This window comes from Arthrobacter zhaoguopingii (assembly GCF_009828595.1).
Lineage (GTDB): Bacteria > Actinomycetota > Actinomycetes > Actinomycetales > Micrococcaceae > Arthrobacter_D > Arthrobacter_D zhaoguopingii.
This window is the reverse complement of record NZ_WPNY01000011.1, coordinates 41146-58796: the sequence shown is the minus strand read 5'-3', so window position 1 is coordinate 58796 and position 17651 is coordinate 41146. Positions and strand designations below refer to the sequence as shown.

Here is a 17651-nt window from a genome sequence, read left to right as displayed (position 1 = left end):
CCCGCTTCGCCGTCTACCCGGCGGGCGGACCGGGGCTGCGTCGCGGTGACGGAGTCAGATCTGGATGGTCTTTGAGACCCTGCATTTGTTGCTGCCGGGTGCGACCCGCTCCGCGCGGAGGCCCTGAAGGACCTCCTCATCGGTCAGGGTGTGGCCGTCGGCAGCGGCGAGCGTCTGGATCTGCGCTGCCCCCACCGCGAAGACCTTGCTGTCCTCAACCTCAGCACCGGGATCCAGTTCAACTTCGACCTCATAAGTTTTCTCCATGGTCGATTGTTGCGCCGAACCGGAAGTTTGAACAGGTCCCAGCCGATCCCGGGGGATCCCCTCAACGCACCTCACCCCCTCGAAACTGCAGCTCACCACGTTCTGCACGCGGTGAAGCGTGGTGAGGTGCAGTTTCGGCGGGCGAACGCGGAAGGCCCCTCCGCCCGGATCGGGTGGAGGGGCCTTCCGGGCGGCCAGCGTGAGGCGCCGGTGCCAGGTCGTCAGGACGGTCTACGGGTAAACACCCGCTGCGTCCCTGGGGTCGGGCTAGACGCCGTAGTAGAGCTCGAACTCGTAGGGGTTCGGTCGCAGCGACAGCGGGAAGATCTCCACCTCGCGCTTGTACGCGATCCAGGTCTCGATGAGGTCCTGGGTGAAGACCCCGCCGGCCTGCAGGAACTCGTTGTCCGCCTCGAGGGCGAGCAGCGCCTCCTCAAGGGAGCCGGGGGCTTTCTGGATGTCCTTGGCCTCCTCGGCGGGCAGCTCGTAGAGGTCCTTGTCGATGGGGTCGGCCGGTTCGATCCGGTTCTTGATCCCGTCGAGGCCCGCCATCAGCTGGGCCGCAAACGCCAGGTAGGGGTTGGACGAGGGGTCCGGAGCGCGGAACTCGATGCGCTTGGCCTTCGGGTTGGAGCCCGTGATCGGGATCCGGATGCCGGCCGAGCGGTTGCCCTGCGAGTACACCATGTTGACCGGGGCCTCGAAGCCCTTCACCAGGCGGCGGTAGGAGTTCACGGTCGGGTTGGTGAAGGCCAGGACGGCGGAAGCGTGCTTGAGCAGGCCGCCGATGTACCAGCGGGCCATGTCGGACAGCCCGGCGTAGCCGCGCTCGTCGTAGAAGAGCGGCTCGCTGCCGTTCCACAGTGACTGGTGGCAGTGCATGCCGGAGCCGTTGTCGTTGAAGACCGGCTTGGGCATGAACGTTGCCGACTTGCCCCATGCGTTGGACACGTTCTTGACGATGTACTTGAACTTCTGCAGGTCATCCGCAGCGTGGGTCATCGTTGTGAACTTGTAGTTGATCTCGGCCTGTCCGGCGCCGCCGACCTCGTGGTGGGACCGCTCGACCTCAAGGCCGGCCCGGTCCAGCTCGACGCAGATGGCGTCGCGGAGATCGGCCTGCTTGTCGACGGGGGAGACGGGGAAGTAGCCACCCTTGAACGGGGTCTTGTTGCCAAGGTTTCCCCCGACCTCCTCGCGGCCGCTGTTCCACGGGGCCTCGATGGAGTCGACCTTATAGAAGCTTCCCTGCGGTGAGGACTCGTACTGGACGTTGTCGAAGATGAAGAACTCCGCCTCCGGTGCGAAGAACGCAGTGTCGGCGATACCGGTGGAGGCGAGGTAGGCCTCGGCACGCTCGGCGACGCCGCGCGGGTCGCGGTGGTACGGGTCGCCTGTGCGGGGGTTCACGATCGAGAAGTTCAGCGCCAGCGTCTTTTCGACCCGGAAGGGGTCGATGAAGGCGGTGGTGACGTCGGGGATCAGCTGCATGTCCGATTCCGCGATGCCCTGGAAGCCGCGGATGGACGAGCCGTCGAACAGCTGGCCGTGGATGAAGAAGTCGGCGTCCACCGATTTCGCCGGCACGTTGAAGTGCTGCTGCACTCCGGGCAGGTCGGTGAACCGGACGTCGACGAACTTCACCCCTTCGTCAGCGATGTACTTGAGGACTTCGTCCGCATTCTTGAACATGGATTGATGCTCCTTACGCATAGCTTGGGTAACGGCCCGGCGTCATCGGGTGTCCGCGTCAACAGAAAGCGGACACACGGGCAGTGCCTTGCTGCAGCCGACAAGTTACAACTGTAGAAGCGCGCAGTTTCCCTCTGGTGTCACCATTGTTTCCGGCACGTTACTTAATGGGCAGTGCTTTCAGCCTAGCGTGCCGTCCGGGGAGCGAAGGGCCGAGCCAGCGCCATCGGCCGGGACGGCGGTCTGCGCCGGACGGGAAAGACCGGCGGGCGTCCGCCGGTAAACTGGGCCTGTGGTGAATCGAAACGACGTCGGATCCTGGCTCAACGGACCTCCTCCCTCCGGAGCGCAGGACTGGCCCGGACAGCGGCTGGGACGTCCGAAGAGCGGCCCCGGCTCCATCGCGCGGGTCGGGCCCCGGGTGGTGGCGCTGCTGATCGATTGGGCGCTGTGCACCCTCATCTCGCAGGCTTTCTTCGGCTGGGACGCGTTTGCCACGACGTACCTGTTCCTCCTGGAACAGATCCTCTTCGTCGGCTTCTTCGGCTACAGCATCGGCCACCGGGTGCTGAGCATGCAGGTGCAGACCCTCGATGGACGTCCGGCCGGGTTCCTCACCGCCGCAATCCGCTCCGTGCTGATCTGCCTGGTGATTCCCGCACTCATCTTCGACCCCGACCAGCGCGGCCTCCACGACCGAGTCCGCGGCACCGTCCTCGTCCGGATTTAGTCCGGCCCCGGGAGCACCGGCCCCTCGGGGCACTGGTACTCAAAGCACTGATACTCAAACCACTGCCCCTTAACGCACTGGCCCCTTAACGAACTGTGGCAGGAAACCCCGGCTTCACGGGAATTTCCTGCCACAGAGAAGTCCGCGGGCCTAGCGGCCCTTCATCGCCTTGCGGTCCGGGCGGGCCTTGTACGGATCGACGCCCTTTGGGATCGGCAGGCGGGTGCCGAGTGCGCGCAGCCTCTTGTCGACGGCGTGCACCTCCTGCTTGGTGAGGGACTTCTTGAGCTTCTGGGCGGTCTTGGCCACCTTCGCCAGGGGCACCTGGCCCTCGCCGCGGCCGGCCTGGATCACGTGGACAGGCACGTTCGGCACGATGCGGGCCATCTTCCGGCGCTCGTCGTCGACGAGGCGCTTCACGCGCCCGGACGGGCCCTCGGTGACCAGCACGATGCCGGGGCGGCCGATGGCGCGGAACACGGCGTCCTGGGAGCGCGGGTTCATGGCCACGGGCTGCTCCTCGAGGATCCAGCCCCTGCGCAGCACGCTCAGTGCGGCGCCGGCGGCGCCCGGCTTGCCCTCGATCTGCGAGAAGGCGGCCCGTTCGGCGCGGCGCGACAGGATGAACACCGCGGCCAGGAAGGCCAGCGGCACCGAGATCAGCATCAGCGTCACGACGTTCTGGATGAGCAGACCGATGATCAGCCCCACAGCAATGATGCCCAGGAAGGCAAGGAGCATCACCCAGACCACGTTCGGGTCGTTGCGCCTCGTCATCTTGAAGACTTCGAGGATCTGCTTGGTCCTGCCGGTCTTCTTCGCCGGCTTGGCAGCCTTGGGCTTGCGGGAGAAAAGGCGCCGTTTGGGCGCGGGGGATCCCTCAGGATTGATGCTGTGCGACATAGTGGCTCAATTCTACGTGATGGCGGCCGCTCAGGGCGCGCCGAGGCGGCCTATTGAAGCCGGAAGTGCTGAGGTGCCTGCAGGCCGTCAACCGGCCTTCAGATCGGAGGCTTCCCGGAGTGAGGGGCCGGAGTCGTCGAGGTGCGCAAGCTCCGGCGGGAGTTCGAGCCCCTTCCGCCGCATCGCGCGCGCCCACAGCCGGCCGGCCCGGTAGGAGGAACGCACCAGCGGTCCGCTCATGACCCCAAGGAACCCGATCTCCTCGGCCTCCTCGCGGAGTTCGATGAACTCGCCGGGCTTGACCCACCGGTCCACCGGCAGGTGCCGTTCGCTCGGTCGGAGGTACTGGGTGATGGTGATCAGGTCGCACCCGGCGGAGTGAAGGTCGCGGAGCGCTTCGGAAATTTCCTCCCGCGTCTCGCCCATCCCGAGGATCAGGTTTGACTTGGTCACCATGCCGCGCGCCCGGCCCTGAGAGATCACATCGAGGGACCGCTCGTACCGGAAGGCGGGCCGGATCCGCTTGAAGATGCGCGGGACGGTTTCGACGTTGTGCGCGAACACCTCCGGTGCCGCGTCGCAGATGGCCGCGATGTGCTCGGGCCGCCCGGAAAAGTCGGGGATGAGGATTTCGACGCCGGTGCCGGGGTTTTTGCTGTGGATCTGACGGATCGTCTCGGCATAGAGCCAGACACCTTCGTCGGGCAGGTCATCACGGGCGACGCCGGTCACGGTGGCGTAGCGGAGGTTCATCGACTGGACCGACTGGGCCACCTTGAAGGGCTCGCTGCGGTCCAGCGGCTGGGGCTTGCCGGTGTCGATCTGGCAGAAGTCGCAGCGGCGGGTGCACTCGGATCCGCCGATGAGGAAGGTCGCCTCGCGGTCCTCCCAGCATTCGAAGATGTTGGGGCAGCCGGCCTCCTCGCAGACCGTGTGAAGGCCTTCCTTCTTGACCAGGTTCTTCATGGAGACGAACTCGGGGCCGATATTGACCTTGGCCTTCATCCAGTCCGGCTTGCGCTCCACGGGCGTCTCGGCGTTGCGCGCTTCGATGCGCAGCATGCGGCGTCCTTCGGGGGCCAGGCTCACAGTAAAGCTCCTTTGGGCTGGTCGGCGCCAGCATCGTCGGTCGGTCCGTCGGGAAGCGTTGTGGCCGCGTCGTCGAGTACCAATGCAGACTCATTCTTGCGCAGTTCTTCCTCGATGCGCGACACGATGTCCGATGGTGGAACGGTGCGGCCGGTCTCGGCGGAGATGCTGGTGACGCCCGCGTCCGTGATGCCGCAGGGAACGATCTGCTCGAAGGGTGCCAGGCTGTTGCTGCAGTTCACTGCGAATCCGTGCATGGTCACCCGCCGGTTGATGCGGATTCCGATGGCGGCGATCTTCCGGTCCGGGAGTCCTCCTCCGGCGGCGATCCACACCCCCGACCGCCCGTCGATGCGGATGCCCTCGACGTCGTAGTCCTTGAGCGCGGCGATGATGACGTCCTCGAGGATCGCCACGTAGTCGGTCACCCGCGTGGGTTCGGGCAGGGCGAGGATCGGGTATCCGACGAGCTGGCCGGGACCGTGCCAGGTCAGTTTCCCGCCCCGGTCCACCGCCACCACCGGCGTGCCGTCGAAGGGCCGCTCGTGGTCCTCGGTACGTTTTCCCGCCGTATAGACGGCCTGGTGCTCAAGCAGGAGCACGGTGCTCGGCGAGCGCCCCTCGGCGACTGCGTCGTGCAGGCTGCGCTGGAGGTCCCAGGCCCTCGTGTAGTCGACGTATTCGGGAGAGAGGCCGATCCTGGCGAACTCGAGAGTCATGGGTTAAGGGTAATGCCCGCCACCCGCAAAAAGGCGCGGAGAAATCCGCACACGAAAGAGGTACGCCTGCCCTGTGGATAAGAGCCTCGGGTGGGATTTCGGGGACTACAACTTAAGGATGGACACCTCCGCCGGCGACGGACACCGTTTCCCCGGTCGCACCGGGCGCCGGAGCAGCGACGTCGATGCCGGGGGAGGCGCCTTCTCCAGGCGTCCCGGGATCCACGACGGCGGCATTGCCCCTGAGCCTGACGGCGGCGTTGCCCCTGTGCCGAACGGTGGATATGGTGCCGGATCCCCGCCCTCGGTCGAGGGATTCGAGACGGGACGCCTGCTCGGAACGGGCGGCAGTTCCTCTGTCTGGCTCGTCACCGCAAACGACGGAGGCGCAGTCTTCGCGCTGAAGGTCGGCTCCGAGGGATACTCCGGCGCTGCTCAGGACGCAAGGGATCCCGGCATCGTGGTCGGAATGGTCCACCGGGAGGTGGACGTGACGGGCGGGCTGCGCCACGAACACCTCGTGAATGTCCACGGGATCGTGGCGACGGACCGCGGCCCCGGTGCGCTTCTGGACTACGCCCCCGGAGGTTCCCTCCAGAACCTGGTGGCGGTGCGGGGTCCGTTGCCGGTCGGCGAGGTGGTCACGGTCCTGGTGCCCATTGCGCAGGCGCTCGCCTACCTCCACGAGCAGGGGGTGTCCCACGGTGACGTCACTCCCTCGAACATCCTCTTCACCGAGGAAGGCAAGCCGCTGTTGAGCGACTTCGAACTGGGGCGGCGCCTCGGCGAGGGGCGGCGGCTCACGGCCGGAACGCCGGGCTTCACGGATCCCCGCCCCTCGGAGCCGGAGTGCCTCAACACCGAGGCCGACGTCTTCGCCCTCGGTGCGGTGGCGTGGTTTGCCCTGACCGGCCGGGTGCCCGGGCCGTCAGCGCAGCGCCCGCCCCTGTCTCTGCTGGTACCCGAGATTCCGCCCCGGTTCCTTGGCCTGATCGAGGAGGCCCTGTCCGGGGATCCGGCGCAGCGCCCTGATGCCGTCTCCTTTGCGCGGGGGACCCTGCGGGCGGGTACGGCAGTGCCGGTCGGGCTCGTCGAGGCGGTGGGGGAGGATGTCCGCCCGCGCCTACTTACGCGGCGCGACGCGGCACCAGACGCCAGGCTTCGGGGTCCCCTGGGCCGCTTCGGTCCGGGCGGAGGGAGGTCCGGTGGGTCCGGTGCGGGATCAGCGTTCGGGGGCGGGAGGGGGAGCTCCGGGCCGCGGGTCCGGGCCCGGGGGATCAGGACGGATTCCCGGCCCGCGGAACCGCGCCGGCGCGCTGCGGCGGCGGGAAGGGGCCGGCGGTCGGCCGCACGGTGGGGACCCGGTCGGGTTCCGGACTCGATTCCGGACTCGATTCCGGGATGGATTGCGGCGGCCGCCCTCGCGGTCCTGCTTGCGGCCGGGGCGGTCTGGGCGCAGGGGGAGGGCGGGCACCCCCGCCTGCCTGAGCGCCCGCCGGAGGCCGTAGCGGACCGGGGGCCGGATCTGCCCGGACCCGGGCCGGATCAGCTGCCGCCGGCGAGGGGCCCGGAACCCGATCCCGGGGAGGAACCGGCTCCCGGGGAGGAACCGGCTCCCGGGGAGGAACCGGCTCCCGGGGAGGAGCCGGCTCCCCGGCAGGAACCGGCTCCCCGGCAGGGACCGGCTCCCCCGGACGTTCCGGAATCACCGGAGGCCCCCGAGTCCGCAGGTGCACCAGGCCATGCGGAGTCCCATCCTCCATCGGGCACCCCGGATGCTTCGGGGCCTCGATCGACGCCCGACACCCTGGAGCCGTCGGAGGCCCCGGCGCCCGAACCGGTTTCAAAGGTTGACCCGCTTGAGGCACTGCCTCAGCTGGCGCAGCAGCGAGCCGCCGCCTTCGCCACGGCGGATCCCGCCGCGCTCGGCGAGGTCAACGCGCCGGGGTCGCCGGCGATGGCCGCGGACCACCGGGAAGTCACCGCGCTGGCGGAAACCGGCCGGCGCCTGGCCGGGCTGCGGCTGACCCTGATCGCGGCCCGGGCCGTCGAACCCCCAGGCTCACTACCCCCTGCCGCACTCCCCCCGGGGTCGGGCACCCCCTCCGAAGGCAGCGCACCCCGGACCGCGGCGGTCGCCGCCACGGTGGAGGTCTCGGCCCACACCGAACTCGACAGCTCGGGAGCCGCCGTCTCGACGGAGGTCCCTCCGCGCCGGCAGGAACTCGTCTTCGTCCTACAGGACGAAGGCGGCTGGAGGATCCACTCGGTGTATGCGGCCGTGCCGGGCCCTTGAGTCAGACGCGCCGATCCCGGACCTGCTCGGCGAGATCGGCGGCGGTTACGGCGTCGAACCGGAAGCCCGAGGAGGTGAGGACCTTCGGATCCATCCGTGCGCTCACCAGCAGGAGCTCGTCCGCGAGCTGGCCCATCGCCACGGTCAGGACCTTCTGCGGGACGCGGAAGCGGGTGGGGCGGTGCAACGCCCTGCCGAGCTCCTGGAGGAGCGTCTGCAGCCTCTCCGGCTGCGGCGCGCAGAGGTTCACCGGCCCCTCCACCTCCGCGGTGAGCAGGTGTTCCATGGCGCGGACCTCGTCGGTCATGGTGATCCACGGCCACCACTGCTGGCCGCTTCCCAGGGGGCCGCCGGCGTAGAGGCGCATCGGCAGGAGCAGCTTCGGCAGGGCGCCCCCCTTCCGGCTCATGACGATGCCTGTGCGGGTCAGCACGGTGCGTACGCCCTCGGGGGCCCTCACCGCCTCGGCCTCCCAGCGGCGGCACACGTCGGACAGGAAGAGGTCACCGGAGCCCGAGGCCTCGGTGAGCACCTCGTCGCCCCGATTCCCGTAGTACCCGGAGGCGGACTGGCTGAGGAACACGGCCGGCGGACTTCCGGCCCGCCGCATCGCCTCGACCAGGGTGCGGGTGGAGCGGATGCGCGAGGAGTAGAGGGACTCCTTGTGGCTGCGGGTCCACAGGCCGCCGGCAATTGATGTGCCCGAAAGGTTGATGACGGCGTCGGCCTGGTCCATCACCGACGGGTCGAGCTCGCCCCGGGCCGGATCCCACGCCACTTCATCGGGGCCTGCGGGAGCACGCCGGACAAGCCGGGTGACCGTGTGGTTGTCCCGCAGCCGGTTCGAGAGAGCCTTGCCGATCAGGCCGGAAGCGCCGGCGATGAGAATATGCATGCCCCCATCGAACCATCCACGACGTCGCGGGGGAACACGGCGGCCTCAGCGGTTGCGGCGGAGGCTGTGGCTAGAATCGGGCAATGGGTTCCTCAGACTACTTACGCTATCCGCATCTCTCCGGAGATTCCGTCACGTTCGTCGCCGAAAACGACGTCTGGGTGGCGCCGGTTTCGGGTGGAAGGGCGTGGCGCATTTCGGCGATGCAGCTGCCCGCCCGCAACCCCCGGTTCTCCCCGGACGGAAAGGTCATCGCCTGGACCGTGGTGCAGGCCGGTGCGCCCGAGGTGGTGGCGGCGAACGCCGACGGCGGCGGCTACCGGCGCCTGACCTTCTGGGGGCACCAGAGCACCCGGGTCAAGGGGTTTACCGAACAGGGCGACGTCATCGCCACGAGCGCCTACCGGCATGAGGACCCCCGGCTGGCCTGGGCCTACCGGGTACCCCTCGACGGTTCCGCCCAGACGGTGCTCCCGTACGGCCCGGTCGACACCATCGTGCACGGGGAAGCGCTCGGCGACGAGCGCCCGGTGATCATCGGCAGCGTGATGACGCGCGAGCAGGCGTGGTGGAAACGCTACCGCGGCGGAACGGCCGGAAAACTGTGGATCGACACCGACGGCGGGGGCAGCTTCGCCCGGTTCGTGCCCGAGCTCGACGGAAACCTCACCGATCCCATGTGGGTGGGAGGGCGCGTGGCGTTCCTTTCGGACCACGAGGGCTACGGCAACCTGTACTCCGTGGACCGGCAGGGCTCGGACCTGCGCCGGCACACCGACAATGAAGACTTCTACGTGCGCCACGCCTCGACCGACGGGGAGCGGATCGTCTACGAATCGGCGGGACAGCTGTGGCTGCTGGGCTCGCTCGACCCGGAGACGGCGCCGGAACGGCTGGACATCGAGCTCGGGTCGGCCTCAACCGCGCGGCGGCCGGTTCTGCTCGACGCCGCCCGCCACCTCGCGGCCGCCGTTCCGGTTCCCGCAGGTGATGCCAGCGTGGTCGAAACCCACGGAACCCTCCACTGGCTGACCCACCGGGACGGCCCCTCACGCGTGATCGAGGGCACCGCCGGTGTGCGGGCCCGGTTGGGACGGCCCCTTGGGGCGGACGGCGTCGTCTACGTTGCCGACCACGGCGGCGAAGAATCCCTCTACATCCGTGATGTCTTCGGTGCTGCCAGGCCGGCCGGCACCGCACCGCAGCCGGGCACCTCCCCGGACCCGGAGCGGCACAGCGGCGGCCCCGCCCTGCCGGCCCCGGTGCCGGCGCTTCAGGGCGCTCCTGCGGTACAGGCCCCGGCCGGAGACGACGGCGGAGACGACGGCGGGGCCGGCGACCCGGGCTCCACCGCGCTCGCCGCCCAGGACGCGCCGGAGGCGCGGCTGCTGCGCACCTTCGCCTTCGACGGCCCGTTCCGCGCGAGCGAACTCGCGGTGAGCCCAGATGGGGCACGCGTCGCCGTCGCCGGTGAACTCGGCGGGCTGCTGGTGCTCGAGGTGGCCTCGGGGTCGTTCTTCCCGCTTGCCGCGCCCGAACACGGCGCCATCAACGACATCGCCTTCTCGGGGGACTCGCGCTGGGTCACCTGGGCGGAGCCGGTGACGACCGAGGGTGCCCGGACCCGGATCCGCATCGCACTGGCCGAAAAGGGGGCAGAAGTCCACGACCTCACCGACGGGCGTTTCCGCGACTCCACGCCCGTCTTCACCCGCGACGGCAAGTACCTGGCGTTCCTTTCGGACCGCAGCTTCGATCCGGTGTACGACACGCACCGCTTCGACCTGAGCTTCCCCGCCTCAACCAAGCCCTTCCTGGTGGCGCTCGCCGCCGATACGCCCTCGCCCTTCGGCCCGGCCGCGCACTCCGCCCGCCCGGACGGCGCGGGGAAAGACGGGGGCGCTGAAGAGGCGCCCGATGCGGTCAGCGTTGACGCCGACCGCATCGGGGAACGGATCATCGCCGTACCCGTCGCCCAGGGCCGCTACGAGTCCCTCTCCGCGGTCGACGGCGCCCTGTTGTGGACCGCAGGGGAGGCCGGGGGACTGACCGGCGACGGCCGGGCCACTCCCGCCGACCAGGAGCCGGCGCGCCGGCTGGAACGGTTCGACCTGAAGCGGCGCACCGTCGAGGTCCTCGCCGCCGAGGCGGACTCCTACCGGGTCAGCGGGGATGGTTCGACCGCCGTGCTCGTCCGCCAGGGCACCGTCACCGCGGTCCCCACCTCAGGCAAGGTCGAGCCGGAGTCGCCCGAGCGGATCGAAGTGGGGCTCGAGCGCGTGCGGGTGCTGCTCGACCCGGTCGCCGTATGGAAGCAGGCCTACCAGGAGACCTGGCGGCTCCAGCGTGACTTCTTCTGGACGCCCGACCTCGGCGGAATCGACTGGGAGGCGGTCGGCGCGAAGTACCGCCCGCTCCTTGACCGGATCGGCTCGCACGACGACCTGATCGACGTCCTCTGGGAGCTCCACGGCGAACTGGGAACCTCCCACGCCTACGTCACCCCGGCCCTGAACGCGGAACCGGGCGGTGCGCAGGGCTTCCTGGGCGCCGAGCTTGAGCCGACGGAAGCCGGCTGGACGGTGAAGCGGATCTTCGCCGGTGAATCATCCGATCCGCAGGCATCCTCCCCGCTGAGCGCCCCCGGGGTGGCCGTCGCCGAGGGGGACACCATCGACGCCGTCGACGGCGTGCCGGTCCCTGCCGGGTTCGGGCCGTCGGTCCTGCTCACCGGTTCGGCCGGCCGGACCGTCGAGCTGACCGTGACCCGCCGGGACGGCGGCGGCGCGGCGGCCACCCGGCGTGTGGCCGTCGTGCCCCTGCGCAGCGAGGAACGGCTGCGCTACCAGAACTGGGTGAACGCCAACCGCTCCATCGTGCACGCGGCCTCCGCCGGGAGCTTCGGTTACCTCCACATCCCGGACATGGTGGCCAACGGCTGGGCCCAGCTGCACCGGGACCTGGACCGCGAAACGGGCCGCGACGCCCTGATCGTCGACGTGCGGCGCAACCGCGGCGGCCACACCTCGCAGCTGGTGGCGGAGCTGATCGGCCGGAAGGTCACGGCCTGGGCCTTCCCCCGCGGCGAGCAGCCCGGAACCTACCCGGCGCACGCCCCGCGCGGGCCGGTCGTCATCCTCGCCGACGAGTTCGCCGGCTCCGACGGAGACATCATCACGCAGGTCGCGAAGCTGCGCGGGATCGGCCCGGTCATCGGGACGCGGACCTGGGGCGGCGTGGTGGGTATCGACGGAAGGTTCCGCCTCGCCGACGGCACCGGCGTCACCCAGCCGAGGTATTCCTTCTGGATGACCGGCGGGCCCGGCTGGGGCGTTGAGAACTACGGCGTCGACCCCGACATCGACGTGCCCTTCCCTCCACACGCCTACGCCGCGGGGGAGGACCCGCAGCTCGAGCACGGTGTGGCCACCCTCAAGGAGATGCTCACCGAGCTGCCCACGGACCTCCCCCCGGCGCGCGAGGGATACCGTTCCCTGCGCCCGGCGCCGCTGCCAGCACGCCCGGGCGGCTGACCGGTCCCGGCCGCCCGGCTCCCGGGCCGGCGGCCGGATTCCCGCTGGGTGCCGGACCGGCGGCGTCAAGTGGCTGACGGTAACCGGCAGACAATAGCAAAGGGCGGCGTTTCCCGAGGGGAACGCCGCCCTTTGTGGTGAAGCGGAGAACCTAGAGGCCGAGCTCGGCTTCGAAGGCTCCATCCTCGAGGCGTGCCTTGAGGGTCTGCAGGAACCGGCCGGCATCCGCGCCGTCGACCAGGCGGTGATCGTAGGTCAGGCTGAGATACATCATCGAACGGATGGCGATGGTGTCCTCGCCGTCGGCGTCCGTGACGACGATCGGGCGCTTGACGATCGTCCCGGTGCCGAGGATGGCCACCTGGGGCTGGTTGATGATCGGGGTGTCGAACAGGGCCCCGACCGAGCCGAAGTTGGTGATCGTGAACGTTCCGCCCGCGAGTTCGTCCGGTCCGATCTTGTTGTTCTTCGTGCGCGCTCCGACGTCGGCGATCTTCTTCGCCAGGCCGCCCAGGTTCAGGTTGCCCGCATCGCGGATGACCGGAACCAGCAGGCCCTTCTCGGTGTCCACCGCGATCGCCAGGTGCTCGGCGTCGTGGTAGGTGATCTCCTTCTTTTCCTCGTCGAAGGACGCGTTGAGCTTCGGGTGCTGCTTCAGCGCTTCGATCACGGCCTTCGAGATGAAGGGCAGGAAGGTCAGCTTGGCGCCGTTCTGGGCCTGGAAGCTGTTCTTCGCGGTGTTCCGCAGCCGCGCGATGCGGCTCATGTCGACCTCGATGACCTGGGTGAGCTGGGCGGAGACCTGAAGGGACTCCCGCATCCGCTTCGCGATGGTCTGGCGGATCCGTGGGGCCTTCTCGACCGTGCCGCGCAGCTTCGAGGGCTCCACGGCGGGAGCGGCAGCGCGGGCCGGCGCGGACGCCGGTGCCGCGGCGGGAGCCGGAGCGGCGGCCTTGGCCGCCTCCGCTGCCTCGAGGACGTCCTGCTTGCGGATCCGACCGCCGACGCCGGTGCCCCGGAGGGAGGCGAGGTCGACGCCGTTCTGGTTGGCCAGGCGGCGCACCAGCGGGGTCACGTAGGCGTCACCGGCCGGCTGGGACTCCGCGGGAGCCTCCTGATCGGCCGCGGGGGCCGGAGCGGGCGCTTCCTGCGGTGCCGGGGCGGGCGCTGCTTCCTGCTCGGGCTCAGAGGTCTTCTCGGCGGGCTTCGGAGCCTCTTCGGCCTTGGGTACCGCCACCGGGGCTTCGCGGCTCTCCGCCTCGCCGGCGGCGAGCGGCTCGCCCTGGGGCGCCTCGGCCTTGGCCGGTGCGCCGGCGCCGGTCCCGATGACCGCGAGGACGGCCCCGACCTCGGCCGTTTCGTCCTCGCTGACGCGGATCTCCTGGAGGGTTCCGGCCACGGGGGAGGGGATCTCGGTGTCGACCTTGTCGGTCGAGACCTCGAGGAGCGGTTCGTCGACGGCGACCTCGTCACCGACGGCCTTGAGCCAGCGGGTGATCGTGCCTTCGGTGACGCTTTCGCCGAGGGCCGGCAGGGTGACCTCCGTGCCTTCGCCGGATCCGCTGTCCGAACCGCTGTCCGATCCACCGGAGGCGGCCGGTGCGGCAGCCTCCTCAGCGGCGGGCGCGGGGGCGGCTTCCTGCGCCGGTTCGGGTGCCTCTTCGGCTGCCGGTTCCGGGGCGGCTTCGGCGGCCGGATCGGCGGCGGGAGCCGCGCTGCCGTTGGAGTCGGCCGAGCCGCCTCCCGAGCCGTCGCCGATGCGCACCAGGGGGGCGCCGACGTCGGCCGTCTCGTCCTCGGCGACGAGGATCTCTTCGATGACGCCCGCGATCGGCGAGGGAATCTCGGTGTCGACCTTATCGGTCGAGACCTCAAGGAGCGGCTCGTCAACTTCGACTCGGTCGCCTACCTGCTTCAGCCAGCGGGTGACGGTGCCCTCGGTGACGCTTTCACCGAGAGCGGGTAAGTTCACGGATTCAGACATAGTGTCCCCGTTTCTCCTTGTTGGTTCGTTCCTGGCGGCCGGGCCCCCGGTGGTGCGGGGTCAGCCGGAAATGCTTGGATGGCTTATTGCGAGCTTAGTGCACCCCGTTTGGGGTGCACCGGGCCCGCACTTGGGGGTGCGGGCGGAGCTCAGCTGTGCAGGGGCTTGCCTGCGAAGGCCAGGGCGGCCTCGCCGAGGGATTCGTTCTGCGTCGGGTGGGCGTGAACCAGTTGGGCGACGTCCTCGGGGTAGGCCTCCCAATTGACGATCAGCTGCGCCTCGCCGATCTGCTCGCCCATGCGGCTGCCGATCATGTGGACACCGATGATGGGGCCGTCCTTCTCCCGAACGAGCTTCACCAGCCCGCCGGTGCCGATGATGGAGCTCTTGCCGTTGCCGGCCAGGTTGTACTCCTGGGTCAGGACCTTGTCCTCGCCCAGCTTCTCCTTGGCGGCCTTCTCGGTGTAACCGACCGAGGCGATCTCGGGCTCGCTGTAGGTGACTTTGGGGATGTTGAGGTCCTCGACGACGACGGGCTTGAGGCCGGCGATCTCTTCGGCGACGAAGATGCCCTGCTGGAAGCCGCGGTGGGCCAGCTGCAGGCCGGGGACGATGTCGCCGACGGCGTAGATGTTGCCGACGCCGGTGTGGAGGCGCTCATTGGTGATGACGAAGCCGCGGTCCATCGTGAGGCCCGCCTCCTCGAAGCCGAGGTCCGCGGTGACCGGTCCGCGGCCGACGGCCACGAGCATGAGGTCGGCCTTGAAGGTCTTCCCGTCCTCGAGGGTGGCGGTGACGCCCTCGTCGTTCTGCTCGACGCCCTGGAAGCGGGTGCCGGTGTTGAACTTGATGCCGCGCTTCTTGAACGCACGCTCGAAGGCCTTGACGATGGTGGCGTCCTCGTTGGGCACGAGGGAGGGGAGGGCTTCGATGATGGTGACGTCGACGCCGAAGGACTCCCAGACGGAGGCGAACTCGCAGCCGATGACGCCGCCGCCGAGGATGATGGCGCTCTTGGGGACGCTGTCCATCTGCAGGGCCTGGTCGGAGGTGATGACCCTGCCGCCGATCTCAAGGCCGGGCAGGGTCCGCGAGTAGGAACCGGTGGCGAGAACGATGTTCTTGCCCGTGTAGGAGGTCCCGTCGACCTCGACCGTGTTCTGGGACGTCAGCCGGCCGGCGCCTTCGATCACGGTGATCCCGCGGGACTTGATCAGGCCCGTCAGCCCCTTGAACTTGCTGGCGATGATGCCTTCCTTGTAGGCGTTCACCGCGCCCATGTCGATCGACTCGAAGGTGGCGTTCACGCCGTACTTGCCTGCCGAGCGGGCGCTGTCCGCGACCTCCGCCGTGTGCAGGAGCGCCTTGGTGGGGATGCAGCCGTTGTGGAGGCAGGTGCCGCCCAGCTTGCCCTTCTCCACGAGGCCTACGGTCAAACCCAGCTGAACGGCCCGGAGGGCGGCGGCATAGCCACCGCTTCCCGCGCCGAGGATCAGGATGTCGAATTCTTGCGCAGCTGCCGTATCGGCCACTTTGACGCTCCCTCGCGTAAGCAATGACGCGCCGAGACGCGTCGGTGATTGATTGTGCCAAATTGCTTGGTGATCAGGCTTTACCCTATCGCTCCATGCTGCCCGCGGCCACATGGGAACCCCCCATTCCGGGCACGTGTGGGCAGTCTCACGAAGGCCCGCCGGGCGGTGTGCCGGGCGGGCCTTCGTGCTGACCTAGGAGGCCCGCCCGAGCACGTCCTCGACGTAGGCCAGGAGCGTGCGGACGCCGACGCCGGTGCCTGCCTTGGGCGTGTACCCGTAGGGGGAGCCTTCGTTGAAGGCCGGACCGGCGATGTCGAGGTGCGCCCATGGGATCTTCTCCCCGTCGGTCGAGCCGACGAACTCCCGCAGGAAGACGGCCGCCGTCATCATGCCGCCGAACCGCTCGCCGATGTTGGCGATGTCGGCCACCTGGGAGTCGAGGCTCGGACGCAGTTCCTCGGGCAGGGGCATGGGCCAGAACGACTCACCGGCGCGGTCGGCTGCGGCCTTGACCGCGTCGCGCACGCCGTCGTCGCCCATCACGCCGGAGGTGCGGTTGCCCAGGGCGATCATCTGGGCACCGGTGAGGGTGGCGATGTCGATGATGGCGTCGGGGTGCTCCTCGCTGGCGGCGGCGAGGCCGTCGGCGAGCACCAGACGGCCCTCGGCGTCGGTGTTGAGGACCTCGACGGTGCGCCCGCCGTAGGTGGTCAGGACGTCCTCGGGACGTTGGGCGGTGCCCGAGGGCATGTTCTCCGCAAGGCACAGCCAGGCGGTCACCTTGGCGGCCAGGCCCAGCTCGGCCACGGCGAGGACGGTGTTCAGCACGACGGCGGCGCCGGCCATGTCCAGCTTCATGGTCTGCATGCTGGCGGCGGGCTTCAGGGACAGGCCGCCGGAGTCGAAGGTGATGCCCTTGCCGACGAGGGCCAGGTGCACCTTCGATTTCGCGGGCGCGTATTCGACCTTCACCAGGCGCGGCGGCCGGGAGGAGCCCTTGCCGACCCCGAGGATGCCGCCGTAGCCGTCGCGCTCGAGCTTCTTTTCATCCATCACCGTCACCTTGACGGGAAGGCCCTTTGCGAGGTCCCGCGCTGCCTGCGCGAAGCTCTCGGGGTAGAGGTGGCTCGGCGGCTGGTTGACCAGGGTGCGGGTCGCGTTCACGTTCTTCGCCAGGACGGCGGCGCGGGCCAGCCCGGCCGTCAGCGCGGCGTCCTGTGCGCCGTCCTGTGCGGCGGCGGTGTGGACCAGGATCGTGCGCACCGGTCCGTCATCCTTGCGCGGGGCGGGCCTGCCGTCGGCGCCGAGGCCCGACCGGTAGCCGTCGTACGCGTAGGCGCCCAGGGCGGCGCCCTCGGCGACCGCCGTGGCGTCGGCCACGCCCGGTGCCGGCAGGGCGAGCACCACGGTCTCGAGGCCCTTGAGCTGGCGGACCGCTGCTCCGGCGGCGCGCCGCAGGGTCTCGGCCGGCACCGCGGTTCCCGGGGTCACCGGGCCCACGCCGACCAGCACGAGGGACTCCGAGCCGGTGTCCGGCAGTGCGGCCAGCCGGCGGACGTCGTCGGCGGCGCCGGTCACGCCGAGGACCTGGAGCGAATCGCCCAGGGCGCGGGCGGCCTTCGCCGGCAGGGGACTGTCGAGCAGGACCGGGCCGTCCTGGCCCTTGCCTACGCCGATCACCAGGGCGTCACTTGGGATTTTTTTCAGCTCTTTGGCAACCGCTGTCAGAGTGGGCTCGCTTGGCTTCATCACTAAGGTGTTTCCTCTTTCCGAGATGGGGAATCGGGCTCCGGGCCGCCTGTGCAGCACCCGGCGCCGGGCCGCGGGCAGGCCGGTGTCCGTCCTTCGATCGTATCCCCTCGGTACCCGCGCACCGGGACCGGGGCGGCCGAAGCCCGCCGATGGCCGTCCGCCGGCCGGGGCCCGTCCGGGCCCTCACCGGAGCCCGCCGGATTTCCGCTTGCCGGTGGTGCGGAATGTTGGATGCGCCCTCGGTGTTGAGAGAATC

The 17651-nt window shown here is 69.6% G+C and carries 12 protein-coding genes; 3 read left to right on the top strand and 9 right to left on the bottom strand.

All coding sequences use genetic code 11. From position 1 onward, the window contains the following. Positions 1–54: 54 nt before the first annotated feature. Together GVV86_RS14130 and glnA are read right to left on the bottom strand one after the other, a co-directional pair. Positions 55–267 carry a hypothetical protein gene (locus tag GVV86_RS14130; protein ID WP_159618967.1) on the bottom strand — a complete coding sequence of 71 codons (213 nt, stop codon included), beginning with the start codon at positions 265–267 and terminating at the stop codon, positions 55–57. A gap of 267 nt (positions 268–534) precedes the next feature. After that, the gene (gene glnA, locus GVV86_RS14125) at positions 535–1959 is read right to left on the bottom strand and encodes a type I glutamate--ammonia ligase (protein WP_159618965.1); all 1425 of its coding nucleotides are present in this window, start codon (positions 1957–1959) and stop codon (positions 535–537) included. 292 nt (positions 1960–2251) lie between these two features. Between glnA and GVV86_RS14120 the strand changes: the two genes are divergently transcribed. After that, entirely contained in the window at positions 2252–2689 is a 438-nt protein-coding gene (locus tag GVV86_RS14120) for an RDD family protein (RefSeq protein WP_159618963.1), read from the top strand. A gap of 150 nt (positions 2690–2839) precedes the next feature. Here the strand turns inward: GVV86_RS14120 and GVV86_RS14115 are convergent, their stop codons facing one another. The 3 genes from GVV86_RS14115 to lipB all read right to left on the bottom strand — a co-directional run bounded on the left by GVV86_RS14115 (position 2840) and on the right by lipB (position 5400). Further along, the gene (locus GVV86_RS14115; protein ID WP_159618961.1) at positions 2840–3592 is read right to left on the bottom strand and encodes a DUF4191 domain-containing protein; all 753 of its coding nucleotides are present in this window, start codon (positions 3590–3592) and stop codon (positions 2840–2842) included. A gap of 87 nt (positions 3593–3679) precedes the next feature. Beyond that, positions 3680–4681 (bottom strand): lipoyl synthase, encoded by a 1002-nt coding sequence (gene lipA / locus GVV86_RS14110; RefSeq protein WP_159618959.1) that lies wholly within the window; start codon positions 4679–4681, stop codon positions 3680–3682. Beyond that, positions 4678–5400, bottom strand: a complete 723-nt coding sequence (gene lipB, locus GVV86_RS14105; protein WP_159618957.1) for a lipoyl(octanoyl) transferase LipB — start codon at positions 5398–5400, stop codon at positions 4678–4680. Before lipB ends, lipA begins: the two co-directional genes overlap by 4 nt. Positions 5401–5473: 73 nt before the next feature. Between lipB and GVV86_RS14100 the strand changes: the two genes are divergently transcribed. After that, positions 5474–7696 (top strand): serine/threonine-protein kinase, encoded by a 2223-nt coding sequence (locus tag GVV86_RS14100; protein ID WP_159803125.1) that lies wholly within the window; start codon positions 5474–5476, stop codon positions 7694–7696. A 1-nt stretch (position 7697) separates the two neighbouring features. Here the strand turns inward: GVV86_RS14100 and GVV86_RS14095 are convergent, their stop codons facing one another. Continuing rightward, a complete protein-coding gene (locus tag GVV86_RS14095; protein ID WP_159803124.1) occupies positions 7698–8591 on the bottom strand; it encodes a TIGR01777 family oxidoreductase in 894 nt (297 codons plus the stop codon). Positions 8592–8674: 83 nt separating this feature from the next. Between GVV86_RS14095 and GVV86_RS14090 the strand changes: the two genes are divergently transcribed. Next, a complete protein-coding gene (locus GVV86_RS14090) occupies positions 8675–12124 on the top strand; it encodes a S41 family peptidase (protein WP_159803123.1) in 3450 nt (1149 codons plus the stop codon). Positions 12125–12275: 151 nt separating this feature from the next. On the opposite strand, the gene sucB is transcribed toward GVV86_RS14090, so the two are convergent. The 3 genes from sucB to GVV86_RS14075 all read right to left on the bottom strand — a co-directional run bounded on the left by sucB (position 12276) and on the right by GVV86_RS14075 (position 17395). After that, on the bottom strand, positions 12276–14108 hold the full coding sequence (gene sucB / locus GVV86_RS14085) for a 2-oxoglutarate dehydrogenase, E2 component, dihydrolipoamide succinyltransferase (RefSeq protein ID WP_159803122.1): 1833 nt from the start codon (positions 14106–14108) through the stop codon (positions 12276–12278). Between the two features lie 149 nt (positions 14109–14257). Further along, entirely contained in the window at positions 14258–15640 is a 1383-nt protein-coding gene (lpdA, locus tag GVV86_RS14080) for a dihydrolipoyl dehydrogenase (protein ID WP_159618947.1), read from the bottom strand. 195 nt (positions 15641–15835) lie between these two features. Next, positions 15836–17395, bottom strand: a complete 1560-nt coding sequence (locus GVV86_RS14075) for a leucyl aminopeptidase (RefSeq protein ID WP_159618945.1) — start codon at positions 17393–17395, stop codon at positions 15836–15838. Positions 17396–17651 lie beyond the last annotated feature (256 nt).

Bases quoted from the DNA above. Each gene is read 5' to 3' on its own strand.
- GVV86_RS14130 (WP_159618967.1), bottom strand. From the start codon at position 267: ATGGAGAAAACTTATGAGGTCGAAGTTGAACTGGATCCCGGTGCTGAG.
- lipB (WP_159618957.1), bottom strand. From the start codon at position 5,400: ATGACTCTCGAGTTCGCCAGGATCGGCCTCTCTCCCGAATACGTCGAC.
- GVV86_RS14095 (WP_159803124.1), bottom strand. From the start codon at position 8,591: ATGCATATTCTCATCGCCGGCGCTTCCGGCCTGATCGGCAAGGCTCTC.
- GVV86_RS14115 (WP_159618961.1), bottom strand. From the start codon at position 3,592: ATGTCGCACAGCATCAATCCTGAGGGATCCCCCGCGCCCAAACGGCGC.
- sucB (WP_159803122.1), bottom strand. From the start codon at position 14,108: ATGTCTGAATCCGTGAACTTACCCGCTCTCGGTGAAAGCGTCACCGAG.
- glnA (WP_159618965.1), bottom strand. From the start codon at position 1,959: ATGTTCAAGAATGCGGACGAAGTCCTCAAGTACATCGCTGACGAAGGG.
- GVV86_RS14090 (WP_159803123.1), top strand. From the start codon at position 8,675: ATGGGTTCCTCAGACTACTTACGCTATCCGCATCTCTCCGGAGATTCC.